Origin of the sequence: Petropleomorpha daqingensis (assembly GCF_013408985.1) — a bacterium.
Taxonomy (GTDB): Bacteria; Actinomycetota; Actinomycetes; order Mycobacteriales; family Geodermatophilaceae; genus Petropleomorpha; species Petropleomorpha daqingensis.
On the sequence record NZ_JACBZT010000001.1, the window covers coordinates 701,615 to 718,630 of the forward strand.

14 protein-coding genes are annotated in these 17,016 nt (G+C 73.3%); 6 read left to right on the top strand and 8 right to left on the bottom strand.

The window, feature by feature from the left end:
- Positions 1-60: 60 nt before the first annotated feature.
- A complete protein-coding gene (locus GGQ55_RS03405) occupies positions 61-1,452 on the top strand; it encodes a neutral zinc metallopeptidase (RefSeq protein WP_179715122.1) in 1,392 nt (463 codons plus the stop codon).
- On the opposite strand, the gene GGQ55_RS03410 is transcribed toward GGQ55_RS03405, so the two are convergent.
- From GGQ55_RS03410 to GGQ55_RS03425, 4 genes are all read right to left on the bottom strand, one after another.
- Complete coding sequence (locus GGQ55_RS03410; RefSeq protein ID WP_246323756.1) at positions 1,449-2,423, bottom strand: tetratricopeptide repeat protein; 975 nt, start codon at positions 2,421-2,423, stop codon at positions 1,449-1,451. The two genes, GGQ55_RS03405 and GGQ55_RS03410, sit on opposite strands and share 4 nt — an antisense overlap.
- A gap of 32 nt (positions 2,424-2,455) precedes the next feature.
- Entirely contained in the window at positions 2,456-5,176 is a 2,721-nt protein-coding gene (locus tag GGQ55_RS03415) for a penicillin acylase family protein (RefSeq protein WP_179715123.1), read from the bottom strand.
- Positions 5,177-5,253: 77 nt separating this feature from the next.
- Positions 5,254-6,933: a coenzyme B12-dependent isobutyryl-CoA mutase large subunit gene (gene icmA, locus GGQ55_RS03420; RefSeq protein WP_179715124.1), complete on the bottom strand. Its 1,680-nt coding sequence runs from the start codon at positions 6,931-6,933 to the stop codon at positions 5,254-5,256.
- A gap of 32 nt (positions 6,934-6,965) precedes the next feature.
- Complete coding sequence (locus tag GGQ55_RS03425) at positions 6,966-7,499, bottom strand: MarR family winged helix-turn-helix transcriptional regulator (protein ID WP_179715125.1); 534 nt, start codon at positions 7,497-7,499, stop codon at positions 6,966-6,968.
- A gap of 155 nt (positions 7,500-7,654) precedes the next feature.
- On the opposite strand from GGQ55_RS03425, the gene GGQ55_RS03430 reads away from it, so the two are divergent.
- Positions 7,655-8,149, top strand: a complete 495-nt coding sequence (locus tag GGQ55_RS03430) for a hypothetical protein (RefSeq protein WP_179715126.1) — start codon at positions 7,655-7,657, stop codon at positions 8,147-8,149.
- A gap of 108 nt (positions 8,150-8,257) precedes the next feature.
- Here the strand turns inward: GGQ55_RS03430 and GGQ55_RS03435 are convergent, their stop codons facing one another.
- The 3 genes from GGQ55_RS03435 to GGQ55_RS03445 are packed head-to-tail and all read right to left on the bottom strand — an operon-like array spanning position 8,258 to position 11,974.
- On the bottom strand, positions 8,258-9,727 hold the full coding sequence (locus GGQ55_RS03435) for a phytoene desaturase family protein (RefSeq protein WP_179715127.1): 1,470 nt from the start codon (positions 9,725-9,727) through the stop codon (positions 8,258-8,260).
- A 37-nt stretch (positions 9,728-9,764) separates the two neighbouring features.
- Positions 9,765-10,787, bottom strand: a complete 1,023-nt coding sequence (gene meaB / locus GGQ55_RS03440) for a methylmalonyl Co-A mutase-associated GTPase MeaB (protein ID WP_179715128.1) — start codon at positions 10,785-10,787, stop codon at positions 9,765-9,767.
- Positions 10,784-11,974 carry an acetyl-CoA C-acetyltransferase gene (locus GGQ55_RS03445; protein ID WP_179715129.1) on the bottom strand — a complete coding sequence of 397 codons (1,191 nt, stop codon included), beginning with the start codon at positions 11,972-11,974 and terminating at the stop codon, positions 10,784-10,786. The genes meaB and GGQ55_RS03445 overlap by 4 nt, the downstream gene beginning before the upstream one ends.
- Positions 11,975-12,134: 160 nt before the next feature.
- Here GGQ55_RS03445 and mce point away from each other — a divergent pair, with 160 nt between their 5' ends.
- The 4 genes from mce (at position 12,135) to GGQ55_RS03465 (ending at position 16,708) form a co-directional block, all read left to right on the top strand.
- Positions 12,135-12,590: a methylmalonyl-CoA epimerase gene (gene mce, locus GGQ55_RS03450; protein WP_179715130.1), complete on the top strand. Its 456-nt coding sequence runs from the start codon at positions 12,135-12,137 to the stop codon at positions 12,588-12,590.
- 85 nt (positions 12,591-12,675) lie between these two features.
- Positions 12,676-14,007 carry a crotonyl-CoA carboxylase/reductase gene (ccrA, locus tag GGQ55_RS03455; RefSeq protein WP_179715131.1) on the top strand — a complete coding sequence of 444 codons (1,332 nt, stop codon included), beginning with the start codon at positions 12,676-12,678 and terminating at the stop codon, positions 14,005-14,007.
- A 101-nt stretch (positions 14,008-14,108) separates the two neighbouring features.
- Positions 14,109-15,305, top strand: a complete 1,197-nt coding sequence (locus tag GGQ55_RS03460; protein WP_179715132.1) for a coiled-coil domain-containing protein — start codon at positions 14,109-14,111, stop codon at positions 15,303-15,305.
- A 119-nt stretch (positions 15,306-15,424) separates the two neighbouring features.
- A complete protein-coding gene (locus GGQ55_RS03465) occupies positions 15,425-16,708 on the top strand; it encodes a class F sortase (RefSeq protein ID WP_179715133.1) in 1,284 nt (427 codons plus the stop codon).
- On the opposite strand, the gene GGQ55_RS03470 is transcribed toward GGQ55_RS03465, so the two are convergent.
- Positions 16,705-17,016: an Rv1322 family protein gene (locus GGQ55_RS03470; RefSeq protein WP_494546177.1), complete on the bottom strand. Its 312-nt coding sequence runs from the start codon at positions 17,014-17,016 to the stop codon at positions 16,705-16,707. The two genes, GGQ55_RS03465 and GGQ55_RS03470, sit on opposite strands and share 4 nt — an antisense overlap.

Sequence of the window (17,016 nt, forward strand, 5' to 3'; positions counted from 1 at the left end):
TGCCGGCAAGTCCCCTGCGGGACCGCCGGCAGATCCGACGACGAGGGATGCAGAGATCACATGAGGCACGGCCTGCACCGCCCCCTGCTCGCCGCCGCGGTGGGCGGTCTGCTGCTCACCGGCTGCTCGACCGTCGTCGCCGGCGCGGCGTCCCCGGGGGGTGACGTCGTCACCGACGTCAGCTCCCAGGACTTCCCGATCACCGCCGCGGTCGACGACGACCCGGTCGACCAGGCCGCACGCAACTCGCTGACCGACCTCTACGCCTTCTGGGGCGAGGCCTACCCCGCTGCCTTCGGCGAGGACTTCCAGACCCTGCAGGGCGGCATCTACAGCGTCGACCTGGCCAACCTCGACGAGTCGCAGTTCCCCGACGGCGTCGGCTGCGGCTCGGACCCCAGGGAGGTCGAGGGCAGCGGAGCCTTCTTCTGCGCCGGGCGGGGGCTGCCCAACTCCGACTCGGTGACCTACGACAAGAACTTCCTCACCGAGCTGTCCGGCGACTACGGCCGATCCCTGGTGCCGTTCGTCATGGCGCACGAGTTCGGTCACGCGATCCAGTACCGCTTCGGCTTCCGTGGTGAGTCGATCAACCAGGAGACCCAGGCCGACTGCTTCGCCGGCGCGTGGACCCGCTGGGTCGTCGACGGCAACGCCGAGCACGTGGCGATCCGCGTGCCGGAGCTGGACAAGATCATCCGCGGCTACCTGATCACCGCCGACGCCGTCGGCAGCGACCCGAACGAGGAGGGGGCGCACGGCTCCTACTTCGACCGGGTGTCGGCGATCGCCGAGGGCTACGACAACGGCGTCGAGAAGTGCCGCGACGACTTCGGCTCCGACCGGGTGTTCACCGCCGCCGAGTTCACCCAGGAGGACCAGGCCAACCAGGGGAACTCGGAGTACGACGAGACCATCACGCTCACCGAGAACAGCCTGCCGACCTTTTGGTCGGACGTGTTCCCCGCCGCGTTCGGCAAGGACTTCGAGGCCCCGGAGCTCCAGGGCTTCGACGGCACCGCGCCGGACTGCGTCGCCGGCAACCGCGACCTCGGCTACTGCGCCGGCGACAACACGGTGTACTTCGACGAGGAGGAGCTGACCCGCCCGGCGCACGACGACCTCGGCGACTTCTCCACGGCCACCGCGATCTCGCTGCCGTACGCCCTGGCCGCGCGCGACCAGGCGGGGCTGTCCACCGACGACTCCGACGCGATCCGCTCGGCGGTCTGCCTGACCGGCTGGTGGCAGGCGTACGTCTTCAACGGCAACGACGAGCAGGTGCGCCTGCAGCCGGGCGACATCGACGAGGCGGTGTCGTTCCTGCTCACCTACGGCACCAACGACAAGGTGTTCCCCAACACCGCGCTGTCCGGCTTCGAGCTGCTGCGGGCCTACCGCGCCGGCTTCCTGTCCGGCGGCAGCCAGTGCGACGTGGGGATCCCCGGCTAAAAGAGGGCCAGGGAGAGCTGGCGGCGGGCGGCCATCACCCGCGGGTCCTGGTCGCCGACGACCTCGAACAGCCCGACCAGGTGCTGGCGGGCCTGGTCGCGGTCCTCACCGGCGGTCCGGCGGACGACGTCGAGCAGCCGGTCGAAGGCCTCCTCGATCTGACCGGTGCCGAGCAGGAAGTCGGCGGCGCGGGTCTGCGCGGCGACGTCGTCCGGGGCGGCGTCGGCCTCGGCCAGCGCGTCCGGCCCCGCCTCCTCCGCCCGGCGGAACAGCTGCACCTGGCGCAGCGCGAGCGCGGCGTCGGGGTGGTCGGGCTCCTCGGCGAGGATCGCCTGGTAGGCCGCCTCGGCGGCGGCCAGGTCACCGCGCTCGAGCGCGGCCTCCGCGGCGTCCAGGCGCGGGTCCTCCTGCAGGGCCGGCTCGTCCTCGCCGCCGGGCACCCCGCCGCCGGTCGTGGCCCGGACCAGCTCGGTGACGAACTGGCGGGCCTGCTCCTCGGGGATCGCGCCGGTGAACTCGGCGACCAGCTGGCCCTGCCACACGGCCTTGACCGCCGGGATGCCCTGCACCCGCAGCGCCTGCGCCAGCGTCGGGTTGGCGTCGACGTCGATCTTGGCCAGCACCCACGAGCCGCCACCCTCGGTGGCCAGCCGCTCGAGCACCGGTGAGAGCTGCTTGCACGGTCCGCACCACTCGGCCCAGAGGTCCAGCACGACCGGCACCTGGAAGGAGCGGTCGAGCACCTCGGACTGGAAGGTCGCCTCGGTGACGTCGACGACCGCGCTGCCGGGGGCGCCGGCCGGGGCCGAGGCGCTCGGCGGCGGGGCGGCCTGGGCGCGCGCGGCGGCCTCGGAGCGGGCCTTCACGGCGGCGAGGTCGACGGCGCCGGCCAGCGAGGCCGCCATCTGGGCCTGCTGCGCCTGCGCCCGCGGGTCGGGGCGGCCGGGACGGGTGGGCTGCATGGCTCCCATGATCCCACTCCGTGGCCGCCCCTACCGGGGCCTCACCTCGGCCGGTGCCCGCTGAACTCGACCACCTGCTGGAAGGTCGGGCGGTTCTGCCAGTCGATCGGCCGGACACCGACCACCCCGGCGGCCACGTGCCGGATGTCGTCGGTGTGCTTGTCGTAGGTGAGCCGGTCCACCGAGGAGACGCCCTGCGCGGCGAGCACGCCGTCGACGGCACGACCCAGGGAGGCCCGCAGGTCGCTCCGGCACCGGTCGAGCGAGCCACCGCCGCAGTAGTTCCGCGACCAGCCCGCGGGGGCGTCCTGGCCGGTCAGCCCGGCGAGGTCCTCGACCACGTAGCCGTACCAGGCCACGCCGTTCCACGACGAGCCCAGGCCCTGGCGCGGGTGGTCGTCCAGCCGCTGCGGCAGCTGGTCGACCAGGTCGCCGAGGGTGCCGCGCAGCAGGTCCTTCGCCACGCCGTCGCCGCCCGACTCCCACCAGGCGTCGAACAGCGCGATCGCTGCCTGGTCCTCGTAGGAACCGTCCCGGTCCTGGTCGATGCGGTGCGCGCCGCGGTCGAGCCAGCCGCGCAGCAGCGCCGTCGCGTCGGCCAGCGCCGGGTCGTCGCCGATCACGTCGAGCAGGTAGGGCAGCGTGTAGAACGCCCGGGAGTCGACGGTCGCCGCGCCCTGGACGGCGCTCACCAGGCTCGCCGTCGTCACCCCGCCCTGGCCGACCTCGTCGGCGACCCGGTCGGAGATCGCCAGGCTGCGGTGCACCGGGCCGTACCCCCACTGGTCGTCGGCCGCGGCCCACTGCGGCGCGGGCTTGTTGTTCCACGACACCAGGTAGCCCGACGGCGGGTTCACCTGCTGCGGGTGCTCGTCGGCGGAGAGCCAGCCCTGCCAGTCGTAGGCGGCGTCGCCCCAGCGCGGCAGGCTCGGGTCGACGCCGTCCGCGCGGTGCGGCAGCAGGCCGGAGGAGAAGTACGCGATGTCGCGGTCGTCGGCGTAGAACCAGTTGAACGTGTAGTCGATCGCCGAGACGGCGGTGGCGAAGCTCGCGGCGTCCTTGGTGTGGTCGGGGTTGCCCAGCCGCTCGAAGCCGACGACGGAGTCCAGCTCCCGGCCGTAGGTGCTGCGCTGCAGCACGATCGCCACCGGCTCGCCGTGCACCGTCGTCCGCAGCTGGACGATCCCGTGGGCGGTGCGCAGGACCAGGAACCGGTACGTCTGCGGGGCGCCGGGCGCGGCCGCGTTCGGCAGCGCCGTCTCCTCGTGCACGTCGCGGTCCATGGACACGCAGCGGCCGTCGGCGAGGTAGCCCTCGGAGTCGACGGTCGCCGTCCCGCCGTCCGGGTCGCACAGCCGCTCGACGACGGTGTCGACGTTGTCGCTGCCGGCGCTCGTGGCCGACCACGCGTAGTCCGTGCCGCGGCCGAGCTCGACGACCAGGTTGGTCGCCGCGAAGGAGACCCCGCGCGCCCGGATGCCCGGGGCGACGACGGCCTGCTCGGTGAGCAGCTGCGGCGCGTAGTAGCCGGTCTGCGGGCCGAAGACGGCGACCGGGTGACCGTCGGCGGAGTGCGCGGCGGAGACGAGCGCGGCGTTGCTCATGCCGTCGGCCATCGCGCCGAGGTCGATCGGCCCGTTCGGCCCGGCGAGGGTGAACGGCGAGGCGTCCGGGCCCATCCGGCCGTCGAGCGAGCCTTCAGTGGGCAGCGGCACGGAGCCGCCGCCGGCGTCGGAGCCGGTGCCCGGGGCGGTCGGCCCGTCGAGGTCGGGCAGCGCGACGCCCGGCAGCGTCGGGTCGACCGGACCGCCCCCGTACGGCGCCGGGGTGCTCGCCGTCGTCGGGGCGCCCGGGTCGTCGGCGAAGCGCAGGTCGTCGAAGACCTTCCTGCCCTCGTCGTCCCCGAGCTGGGCCTGCAGCTGCTGCAGCCAGCGGGCGTTCGCGAACTCCGCTCCCCCGCCCTTGCCGAAGATGCCGCCGACCAGCGACGCGACCCGGACGACGTCCGCGCGGGTCCACGGCTGCGGCACCTTCTGCAGCGCGGCGTACTCCGCCGGGCAGTGCGGACCGGCGACGACGGCCGGGCAGAGCTGCTGCTGCGCGGCGTTGATGCCCGCGATGAACGCGTCCAGCGAGTCGAGCAGCCGCTGCCCCTCGGCGCCGTAGCGGGAGGCGGTCTCCTCGACCTGCTGCTCGGCCTCCTCGTCGGTGTAGAACGCCGAGCGCAGCTGCTCCTGGTCCATCTCGACGTTCGCCGGGTCGGGGCCGAGGAACTCTGCCGCCCGCGCGGCGCCGGCGTGCCGGAGCACGTCCATCAGGAACATCCGGTCGAGGGTGCCGGACCAGCCCGAGCCCCATGCGGCGTCCTCGCGGGTCGCGCCCTCGATGTACGGCACGCCGTAGGAGTCCCACCGCACGGTGACGCCGTCGTGCGGGTGCGCGACCCGCACCGCCTCGGCGTCGGTGATCGTGAGCGGGGCGTCCTTGTAGTAGTCCGAGAGGTCCGCGCCGGTCAGGCTGCCGAGGTCGGCGTGGTTGAGCGCGTCGTACATCTCCAGCTGGTCGGCGAAGTTCTCCGGCGTCGTCCCGCCCACCTCGGCGCCCACGGCATCGAGGACGTCGATCGAGCCGGACTGGCCCGGCGGCAGGATGTTGCGGACGCCGGGGAAGTCCCCGGGATCGCCCGCCGCGGCGGGCACGGCCGGGGCGATCAGCCCGGCGACGACGAGTGCTCCGGTGACCAGGGCCGGGACGACGCGCACGCGAACCTCCGAGCTGGGGGAGTTTGCCGTACCAACGACGGGCCCCCGCCCGGGTTACGCGCCAGTAACAAGAGCGCTCAGAAGCGCGCGGGCTCCGTGTAGCTGCCCCACTCGGCGCGCAGCGCGTCGCAGATCTCGCCGAGCGTCGCCTCGGCACGGACCGCGTCCAGCATGGCCGGGACCATGTTCTCCTCGGTCCGGCCGACCTCGACCATGCGGGCGACCGCCCGGCGGGCGGCCTCGTCGTCCCGGTTCCGGCGGCGGGCCGCCAGCTCGGCCTTCTGGTCCTTCTCGACCTGGTGGCTGACCCGCAGGATGTCCAGCTTGTCGTGCGCGTCGACCGAGCCGGCCAGGGTGTTGACGCCGACGACCTTCTTGTCGCCCTTCTCCAGGGCGCGCTGGTAGACGAACGCCGCCTCGGCGATCTCGCCGGTGAACCAGCCCTCCTCGATGCCGCGCAGGATGCCCGAGGTCATCGTGCCGTCGGAGCCCATGTCCTTGATGCGGGCGAAGATCTCCTCGGCCTGCCGCTCGATGTCGTCGGTGAGGGCCTCGACGTACCAGGAGCCGCCGAGCGGGTCGGCGACGTTCATGACGCCGGTCTCCTCCATGATCACCTGCTGGGTGCGCAGGGCGATCTGGGCGGCCTTGGCGCTGGGCAGGGCCAGCACCTCGTCGAGGGCGTTGGTGTGCAGCGACTGGGTGCCACCGAGGACGGCGGAGAGGGCCTCGAGCGCCGTCCGGACGATGTTGTTGTCCGGTTGCTGGGCGGTGAGGCTCACCCCGGCGGTCTGGGTGTGGAACCGCAGCTGCTGCGCCTTGTCCGTCTTCGCGCCGTAGACGTCGCGCAGCCAACGGGCCCAGATCCGGCGGGCGGCGCGGAACTTCGCGATCTCCTCGAAGAAGTCGACGTGCGCGTCGAAGAAGAACGACAGGCCGGGTGCGAACTGCTCGATGTCCAGGCCGCGGGACAGGCCCAGCTCCACGTAGGCGAAGCCGTCGGCGAGCGTGTAGGCCAGCTCCTGCGCGGCGGTCGAGCCGGCCTCGCGGATGTGGTAGCCCGAGACCGAGATGGGCTTGTAGGCCGGGATCTTCTCGGCGCAGTACTCCATGAGGTCGCCGATGAGGCGCAGATGCGGCTCGGGGGCGAACAGCCACTCCTTCTGCGCGATGTACTCCTTGAAGATGTCGGTCTGCAGGGTGCCGTTGAGCTTCCCGAGATCGACGCCCTGCCGTTCGGCGGCGACGAGGTACATGCAGAACACCGGGACGGCGGGGCCGCTGATCGTCATCGAGGTGGTCGTGGCGGCGAGGTCGATGTCGTCGAAGAGGACGTCCATGTCGGCGGCCGAGTCGATGGCGACGCCGCAGTGACCGACCTCGCCGAGGCTGCGCGGGTCGTCGGAGTCGCGGCCCATGAGCGTGGGCATGTCGAAGGCGACCGACAGACCGCCGCCGCCCTCCTTGAGGATCATCTTGTAGCGCTCGTTGGTCTGCTGGGCGTTGCCGAAGCCGGCGAACTGCCGGATCGTCCACGCCCGGCCCCGGTAGCCGGTGGCGTGCAGGCCCCGGGTGAAGGGGAACTCACCGGGGTAGCCGATGCGCTCGAAGCCGGGGACGGACGCCTCGTCGGCCGGGCCGTACACCGGGTCGACCTCCACGCCGGAGAGCGTGGTGAAGTCCGCGTCGCGAACCCTGCCCGCCTCCAGGGCCGCGTCGTACCGCTGCTGCCACCGCTGCCGGGCGTCGTCCGTCATGTCCAGATAGTAGGACGTCCGAATAAAATCTGCTAGGACGTCCGAGTATCTGCCGGTTCCGTCTCGGCGACGTCGCCGGCGCCCAGCCGGACCCGGCGGAGGATGTCGAACAGGCTGTCCATCTCGGCGTCGGGCAGGTCGCCGAGGCCGAAGTCGAGCTTGGTCAGCTCCGCGGTCGCCACATCGACGACGGCCCGCCCGCTCTCGGTGATGCCGGCCAGCACGCCGCGACCGTCGGCCGGGTTGGGCGAGCGCTCGACGTAGCCGGCCGCGACCAGCCGGTCGATGGCGTTCGTGACGCTCGTCGGGTGCACCATCAGCCGGCTGCCGATCACCTTGAGCGGCAGCTGCCCCGTGCGGCTGAAGGTGAGCAGCACGAGGACCTCGTACCGGGCGAAGGTCAGCTCGTGCGGCCTGAGCACCTCGTCGAAGCGGGCCAGCAGGATCTGCTGCACGCGGAACACCGACGTCGCCGCCCGCATCGACGCCGCCGGGCCGAAACGCTTCTCCCACGTCTCCCCGGCCCGTTCGATCGGGTCGAACGGCAGCCCCAGCGCACGGACCATGACGGAAACGCTACCGGCCGGTCACTTCCACGGCCGCGCGGTTCACCCGGACAGAGGGGTCGTACGACCAAGGTCCGATGGTGCGCGCGACCGCCGTCCGCCGAGAGTCGCACCAGTTCCCCCGCGGAGACGGGGGCCCGGCCCAGGAGGCTCCCATGAGGATCCGATCCACGCTCGGCACGCTGGCCGTCACGCTGGCGACCGCCGTCCTGTTCGCCTCGCCCGCCATGGCGAAGGGCGGTGGCGGTGGCGGTGGCGGGGGCGGGGGCGGGGGCGGCACCACGGTCGTCGCTGCTCCCTGCGCGACCGTGAACGCGTGGGACCCGGCCGTCGTGACGGTCAACGGTCAGCCCGTCGTCGTCGTGCACGTCGGCGTCTTCAGCAGCTGCCTCGACGAGGGCCGCGGGGCGCAGCCGCCGCTCGCGGTGGCCATGACCGCCACCGACTCCGCCACCGGGGCGTGGCTGTCCGCCGACGTGAAGATGGGCGGCGTCGGACAGAGCACCTTCGACTTCTCCGTCGGCACGCTCACCGCGACCCCGCCGGCGCGGACGATGACCCTCACCGTGACCCGGTCGAACGGTCAGCTGCAGTACAGCAGGTCGATGACGCTCGCCGAGATCTACCAGGCAGCCCAGGCCGCCGCCTGAGATCCGGGCCCTGCTGGTCACCCCCCTAGGCCGAGTGAGCAGTTGTGGTCGGCGACACGCACCGACACGCCCTGCTGGGCGACCACAACTGCTCACTCGGCGGCGGAATCAGCGCACGGGCGGCTTGAGCGGGGGCGCCTCGCGGACGCCGAAGACCTCCCGCAGGGCCACCCGCGCGGCGTTGTCACCGCACGCGCCGTGCACCGCCGGCCCCGGCGGGGTGGCGGCCGAGGCGAGGTAGACCCCGCGCACCGGCGTCTTGTAGGTGTTCCACCGCGGCACGGGGCGGGCGAGCATCTGCCGGAGGGTCGCCTGGCCGTTGGAGATGTCCCCGCCCAGGTAGCTGGGGTTCCACTGCTCCATCTGGACGGCGGTCTTCGTGGCCCGCTCGACGACGGTGTCGCGGAAGCCGGGCGCGAAGCGCTCCACCTGGTTCTCGATCGCCTCGGTCATGTCGGCGTCCGAGCCGTGCGGCACGTGCACGTAGGCCCAGAAGACGTGCCCGCCGTCCGGCGCCCGGGACGGGTCGGCGACCGTGGGCTGCACCGCCAGCACGTACGGCTTGTCGGTGAGCCGGCCCTGGTTCGGCGCCGCCTCCCCGGCGATCGTCTCGTCCAGCGTCCCGGCGACGTGGATCGTGCCGGCCCGGCACACGTCGGGATTGGCCCACGGGACGGGCTCGGACAGAATCCAGTCGATCTTGAAGACGCCGGCGCCGTGGCGGTAGCGGGAGATCCAGCGACGGTAACCCTCGTTCACCCGGTCGCCGGCCATGTCGAGGAAGGCCTCGGGGGTGGTGTCGAGCAGCACCGCCGGCACGCCCTCGAACTCGCGCAGGTCGGTGACCAGGTGCCCGGTCACGACCTCGCCGCCCTGCTCCTCCAGCGCGGTCACCATCGCATCGGCGAGCTGCTGCGACCCGCCCTCGATCAGCGGCCAGCCGACGTGGTGGGCCAGCATCGTCAGCAGCATCCCGAGCGCCGCGGTCAGCGGCTGGGTCAGGTCGAGCATCCCGTGCGCCGCCGCCCCGGCGAGCAGCGCCCGCGCCTCCTCGGTCTGGAAGTGGTGGTGGGCCAGCCAGCGCACGTTCGGCAGCCCGTTGAACCCGAACTTCGTGATCTCGACGGGGCTGCGCAGCGGCAGCCCCCGCAGCGCGCTGGTCAGGAAGAAGTCGACGACGTCGGTGCCGTGCTCGACGAGCGGGCCGAACAGCTTCCGGTAGCTGTCGGCGTCGCGCCCCAGCCCGGCAGCCGTGTCCTCCAGCGAGCGGTGCGACACCGCGGCCCGGCCGCCGTCGAGCGGGTGGGCGTAGTTCAGCTCGGGGAACACCAGCCGCACGCCACGGCTCGCGAGGTCGAACTCCCGGAAGAACGGGGCCGCCGCGGCCATCGGCTGCACCGTCGAGCAGACGTCGTGCAGGTAGCCGGGCCGGATGAGCTCCTCGGTGCGCATGCCGCCGCCGGGGCGCTCCCCCGCGTCGACCACCTGCACCCGCAGCCCCGCGGCGGCGAGCCGCAGCGCCGCGGCCAGGCCGTTCGGCCCGGCTCCCACGACGACGGCGTCCGGCGAACCGTTCACGGGCGCTCCCTTCCCGAGCGAGGCCGCGGACGAACCTCTACAGCTGGCCGACCAGCTCGTCCGCGGCGGAGAACGGATCGGTCTCCCCCGCCACGACCTTCTCGGCCAGCGTGCTCAGCGCCGCGGAGCCGTGCACGTCGCCCAGGCGCTCGCGCAGCGTGGCGACGGCGATCGCCTCGATCTCGCGCGCGGCCCGCTCGGTGCGCCGCCGGTGCCCCTCGCCGGAGCTCTCGAGCCACTCGCGGTGCGCCTCGATCTTCTCCAGCACCTCGTCGATGCCGTTGTCCTTCTCCCGCGCCGCGACGGTCTTCACGATCGGCGGGCGCCAGTGCCCCGGCTCGTCGAAGCGGCCGCCGAGCGACTGCATGTACCGCAGGTCGCGCACGGTCTGCTGCGCGCCGTCCCGGTCGGCCTTGTTGACGACGAACAGATCGGCGACCTCGAGGATCCCGGCCTTGGCCGCCTGGATCCCGTCGCCCATGCCCGGCGCCATGAGGACCAGCGTGGTGTCGGCCAGCGAGGCGATCTCGAGCTCCGACTGGCCCACGCCCACGGTCTCCACCAGGACGACGTCGCAGCCGGCCGCGTCGAGCACGCGCAGCGCCTGCGGCGTCGCCCAGGCCAGGCCGCCGAGGTGCCCGCGGGAGGCCATCGAGCGGATGTAGACGCCGCTGTCGCCGGCGTGGTCCTGCATCCGCACCCGGTCGCCGAGCAGCGCGCCGCCGGAGAACGGGGACGACGGGTCGACCGCCAGCACGCCGACCCGCCTGCCCTGCGCCCGGAACGCCCGTACCAGCGCCGTCGTCGTCGTCGACTTGCCGACACCGGGCGACCCGGTCAGCCCGAGCACCTGCGCCGTCCCGGTGTGCGGGGCGAGCGCGGCCGCGACCTCCCGCAGGGCGGGGCTGGCGTCCTCGACCAGCGAGATCAGCCGCGCGACGGCGCGGGCGTCGCCGTCCCGGGCCCGGCCGACCAGGTCGGGGACGTCGACCGTCCGCCGGCCCCGTCGCCCACGGGGGGCGGCGGGTGCCGGGGTCTGGACCGCGGTCCCTTCCGTCACGCGGAGGCGGGCACGTGCAGGATCAGCGCGTCACCCTGACCGCCGCCCCCGCACAGCGCCGCGGCACCGACGCCGCCACCGCGACGGCGCAGCTCCAGCGCCAGGTGCAGCGCGATCCGCGCGCCGCTCATGCCGACCGGGTGGCCCAGCGCGATCGCGCCGCCGTTGACGTTGACCTTCTCCGGGTCGAGGCCGAGCTCCTTGGTGGAGACGATGCCGACCGCGGCGAATGCCTCGTTGATCTCGACCAGGTCGAGGTCCTTCGGGTCGAGGCCCTCGCGTTCGCAGGCCTTCGCGATCGCGCGCGACGGCTGGGTCTGCAGGGTCGCGTCGGGGCCGGCGACGACGCCGTGCGCGCCGATCTCGGCGAGCGGGGTCAGGCCCAGCTCGGCGGCCTTCTCGGCGCTCATGACCACGACCGCGCACGCGCCGTCGGAGATCTGCGAGGCGGTACCGGCGGTGATCGTGCCGTCCTTGGCGAAGGCCGGCTTCAGCTTCGAGAGGCTCTCGACGGTCGTGTCGGCGCGGATGCCCTCGTCCTCGCGGAACTCGATCGGGTCGCCCTTGCGCTGCGGGATGAGCACCGGGGTGATCTCGTCGTCGAACAGGCCGTTCTTCTGCGCGGCGGCGGCGCGCTGGTGCGAGGCGGCGGCGAAGGCGTCCTGCTCCTCGCGGGTGAGGTCGTAGCTCGCGTTGGCCCGCTCGGTGAGCGCGCCCATGGCGATCTGGTCGAAGGTGTCGGACAGGCCGTCGTGCGCCATCGAGTCGACCAGGGTGGCGTCGCCGTACTTCGTGCCGGTGCGCGAGCTGGGCAGCAGGTGCGGCGCCTGGGTCATCGACTCCATGCCGCCGGCCACGACGATCTCGAACTCGCCGGCCCGGATGAGCTGGTCGGCCAGGGCGATCGCGTCGATGCCCGACAGGCACACCTTGTTCAGCGTGAACGAGGGCACCGACATGGGGATGCCGCCGGCGACCGCGGCCGGGCGGGCGGGGTTCTGGCCGGCGCCGGCCTGGATGACCTGGCCCATGATCACGTAGTCGACCTGGTCGCCGGAGATTCCGGCGCGCTCCAGGGCGGCCTTGATGGCGACGCCGCCGAGGTCGGCGGCGGAGAAGTCCTTCAGCGAGCCGAGCAGCCGGCCCATCGGGGTCCGGGCGCCGCTGACGATGACCGATCGAGCCATGGGGAGGGCCTCCAGTGCGGGGCCGCCGCCGTTGGCGGCCTGAGTGTCGGTGTCGATCGAGGATAGGACGGCGGGTTCCCCGCCACCCACGGAAAGTGCGCCCGCGTGATGCACGCCACCTCGAGCTGCCATGATCGCGACTCGGCGGCATGATCCCGCCATGCCCGACGACGCGCAGACCGGACTCCCCTCGGAGCTGTTCACCACGATCGACCACGTGGGCATCGCCGTCCCCGATCTGGACGAGGCGATCGCCTTCTACGCGAGCACGTTCGGCGTGCACTCGGTGCACGAGGAGACCAACGAGGAGCAGGGCGTCCGCGAGGCGATGCTCGCCGTCGGCGGCGGCGAGACGCGCATCCAGCTGCTCGCCCCGCTGACACCGGAGTCGACGATCGCCAAGTTCATCGGCCGCAGCGGCCCGGGCCTGCAGCAGCTGGCCTTCCGGGTGGACGACGTCGAGGCGGTCAGCGCGACGCTGCGCGAGCGCGGCGTCCGCCTGCTCTACGACGCCCCGAAGCGCGGCACGGCCGACAGCCGCGTCAACTTCGTGCACCCGAAGGACGCCGGCGGCGTGCTCGTCGAGCTCGTCCAACCGGCCGCCACCGGCCACTGAACCGCGGACTCGCGGTACCGGTTACCGACGAGTAACATCCACCGCAACCCACTGACTCCGAGCCGACGAAGACCCGGGAGACGCAGTGAAAGAGATCAGGGACGCGATCCTCGCCGACCAGCTGGACGACGTGGCGGGGCTGCCCGTGCCGGAGTCCTACCGGGCGGTGCTCGTGCGCAAGGACGAGCAGGACATGTTCGAGGGCCTGCCCACCAAGGAGAAGGACCCGCGCAAGTCGCTGCACATCGAGGAGGTGCCGACCCCCGAGCTGGGGCCGGGTGAGGCGATCGTCGCCGTGATGGCCTCCTCGGTGAACTACAACACCGTCTGGACGTCGATCTTCGAGCCGGTGTCGACCTTCGGGTTCCTCGAGCGCTACGGCCGGGTCTCCGACCTGACCAAGCGGCACGACCTGCCCTACCACGTGGTCGGCTCCGACCTGGCCGGCGTGGTGCTCAAGGTCGGCCCGGGCGTGCAGAAGTGGAAGCCCGGCGACGAGGTGGTCGCGCACTGCCTGTCGGTCGAGCTCGAGGACCCCATGGGCCACGACGACACGATGCTCGACCCGCAGCAGCGGATCTGGGGCTTCGAGACCAACTTCGGCGGCCTGGCCGAGCTGGCCCTGGTCAAGAGCAACCAGCTCATGCCCAAGCCCGGCCACCTGTCCTGGGAGGAGGCGGCCGCGCCCGGACTGGTCAACTCCACCGCCTACCGGCAGCTGGTCTCCCACAACGGCGCGCAGATGAAGCAGGGCGACACGGTGCTCATCTGGGGCGCCTCCGGCGGGCTCGGCTCGTACGCGACCCAGATGGCCCTCAACGGCGGCGCGATCCCGGTCTGCGTGGTCTCCAGCCCGGAGAAGGCCGACATCTGCCGGTCGATGGGCGCCGAGCTCATCATCGACCGGAACGAGGAGGACTACCGGTTCTGGAAGGACGAGGACACCCAGGACCCCAAGGAGTGGAACCGCTTCGGCAAGCGGATCCGCGAGCTGACCGGCGGCGACGACATCGACATCGTCTTCGAGCACCCCGGCCGGGAGACCTTCGGCGCCTCGGTCTACGTCGCCCGCAAGGGCGGGGTCATCGTCACCTGCGCCTCGACCAGCGGCTACATGCACCAGTACGACAACCGCTACCTGTGGATGAACCTCAAGCGGATCATCGGCTCCCACTTCGCCAACTACCGCGAGGCGTGGGAGGCCAACCGGCTCATCGACCGCGGCCTGGTCCACCCGACGCTGTCGAAGGTCTACTCCATGGAGGACGTCGGCCAGGCCGCGCTCGACGTCAAGAACAACGCCCACCAGGGCAAGGTGGGTGTCCTCACCCTCGCGCCCGAGGAGGGCCTCGGGATCCGCGACCGCGAGAAGCGGGCACGGTTCGAGACCCAGATCAACCGCTTCCGGGGAATCTGAGCCTGCAGTGACGGCGCGGTTCCTACGAGTCCGCTGGGAACCGCGCCGCCACTGGACCCGACACGCGCGGTACGCGCGCGCGGTCTGAGAGGATGGCGCGCATGAGCGACCCGCACCGCGACATGATGCCGATGCACGAGGCTCAGCACTCGTTCGACGTGGTCCTGCGCGGCTACGACCGCAACCAGGTCGCGGAGACGATCGAGCGCCTCGAGGCCGACTTCCGCATCGCCATCGCCGACCGCGACGCCGCGACGGCCCGCTCCTCCGACCTGGCCAGCCAGCTGTCGGCGATGCACGGCGAGATCGAGTCGCTGCGGCGCAAGGCGGCCACCGCCGCCGCCCCGACCTTCGAGAACATGAGCGAGCGCATCTCGCACATGCTCCGGCTGGCCGAGGAGGAGGCCGCCGACATCCGGCGGATCGCCGAGCAGGACGCCCAGGCCGTGCGCGAGCAGACCGCGGCCGAAGAGCGCGCGATGCACGAGCGGCACGCGGCCGGGCAGGCCGAGGTGGAGCGGATGCTCGCCGAGGCCCGGCAGAACGCCGAGCAGATCGCGACCAAGGCCCAGATCCGCGCCGACGAGCTGGTGCAGAAGGCCCAGGAGCGGGTGGCCCGGCTGGACGCGGAGTCGCAGGCCCGCCGCGCCAAGGCCGAGGAGGACTTCGAGATCGCGCAGCGCGCCAAGCGCGCCGAGGCCGCGCGGCAGGAGGAGGAGCGCGAGCGCGTCTCCACCGCCGCCGCCCGCCAGCGGGTCGCCGAGGCCCAGCAGCACGCCGCGCAGATCGTCGCCGAGGCCGAGGCCAAGGCCGCCGCGATCCGCGACGTCCGCGACGAGCTCACCTCGCGGCTGCTGCAGGCCCGCCAGCTGCTCAGCACGCTGCCCGACCTCTCCGACCGCCCGCAGGCGAGCACCGAGCGCCCCGCGGCGACGCCGAACGAGCGGCCGGCCGAGGAGCGGCGTCCGGAGCCCACCGGCCCGCAGACCAACCAGCTCACCGTCCGGACGGCGGAGGGCGAGTCCGCTGCGGCCCGCCAGCCCATCCGGCACGAGTCGCCGTCCACCGCTCCGCGGACCACCCCCGGCCCGGCCACCACCGTGCAGCCCGCGGTGACCGCCGACCAGGCGGCGGGCTCGACCGAGCGGCGCAGCGAGGCCCCGACCGGTGGGGCCCGCATGCCGACGCCCCCGCGGCCGTCGTCGTCCCCCGCCCCGGCCGGTAGCACCTCGCCCACCCCGGCGCAGGGTCCGTCCACCCAGGTCATCGAGACGCCGACGGGTCAGAACCGGCGCTGAACGAAGCCCGCTGAGACCGGCCCCCGCGACCTCGTCGCGGGGGCCGGTCTCGTATGCGCGGCCAACGCCGGGTAAGACAGAACCCGACGACACGCCGACGCAACCTGCGGGGGGACTGCATGCGGCGACTCCTGACGCTCCTGATCGCCCTGGGGCTGGGCGCTGCGCTCGGCTGGCTCGCGCCGCCTGCCGCGGCCGCCGACACCGGCGTACTGCGCCTGGCCCACCTCTCCCCCGACTCCCCCGCCGTCGACGTGACCGTCGACGGCTCGACGGTCTCCTTCGCCGGGGTCGGCTACGGCGACGTGACCGGCTACCAGCCCCTCCCGGCCGGCACGTACACCGTGGAGGTCCGCGGCGCCGGCGCCGATCCCGCGAGCCGGCCCGTGCTGACGACGACCGTCGACGTGCAGCCGGGCACCGCGCAGACCATCGCAGGGGTCGGGACGTTCGCCGACCTGTCCCTCTCCGTGCTGCACGACGACCTGTCGGCCCCGACGGCCGGTAGGGCACGCGTCCGGGTGCTGGCCGGGGCGTCCGGCGCGCCGACCCTGGACGTCGGTGTCCCCGGCAGCCCACCGCTGGCGTCCAGCCTGCCGTTCGGCGCGGCCGGCGGCTACGTCGACGTCCCGCCCGGCGACGTCCCGGTGCGGCTGTCCCCCACGGGGGGCGACGTCACGACCGTCCCGCTCACGTTCGAGGCCGGCGCGGTGTACAGCCTGCTGGTCCTCGACCAGGACGGCGGCGGGCTGACCGCGGTCGCGGTGCGCGACGCGGCCGGGCCGGCGGCCCCTCCGGTCGGGGGCGTCGAGGCCGGCGTGATCGGCGGGACGGCGCTGCCCTCGCTCGGCCTCCCGGCGGCCGCGGGCCTGCAGCTGGCCGGACGGCTGTCCCCGCCCGCCTCGCCGCTGACCGCGCTGGCCGGCGCGATGGCCGCGTACTCCGGCCGTCCCGTGCCGGGGACCCCCGCCTCCCCGGTCCGGCTCCGGATCCCGGCGATCGGGGTCGATGCCCCGCTGGCGGGACTGCTGCCGGAGCTCGGCGGCGTGCTGGCCGCCCCGGCGGACCCCGAGCAGGCCGGCTGGCTGGCCGCAGGACCCGCACCCGGGGACGTCGGCCCGGCCGTGGTCACCGGCCACGTGAGTTACCGCGGCCCGGCGGTGTTCGCCCGGCTGGCCGAGCTGGCGCCCGGTGACCGGGTGCAGGTGGTGCGGGCGGACGGGACGACGGCTTCGTTCGTCGTCACCGCCGTCGCCGGCTACCCGAAGACGGCGTTCCCGACGGCCACCGTCTACGGCCCCACCTCCGACCCGCAGCTGCGGCTGGTGACCTGCGGGGGCGACCTGGACCCCGCGGCGCACAGCTACGCGGACAACGTCGTCGTCTACGCCGACGCCGGTTAGCGCCGGCGGTCACGGGCTCCCCAGCAGGCGGTGTGCCAGTGCCGGCGCTGGTCGGCGGCCGAGTCGGTGTCCCACGGCTCGAGGTCCGAGTCGCGGGCGTACGCCGGCCACGACACCACGTGCGGTGTGGCCGGGCGGATCTCCTGGTCGCAGCCGGGGCAGCGGTAGGGCTTCGTCGACGCCGAGCCGGTCAGCCGGCGGACCACCCAGTCGCCGTCCGCCGCCTCCTCGACCGTCTCGGCACGGGGAGCCGGCGGTCGACGTCCCGGCGGACCTGCCTTCCTACGCCTTGACGATCGGGGAGGCAC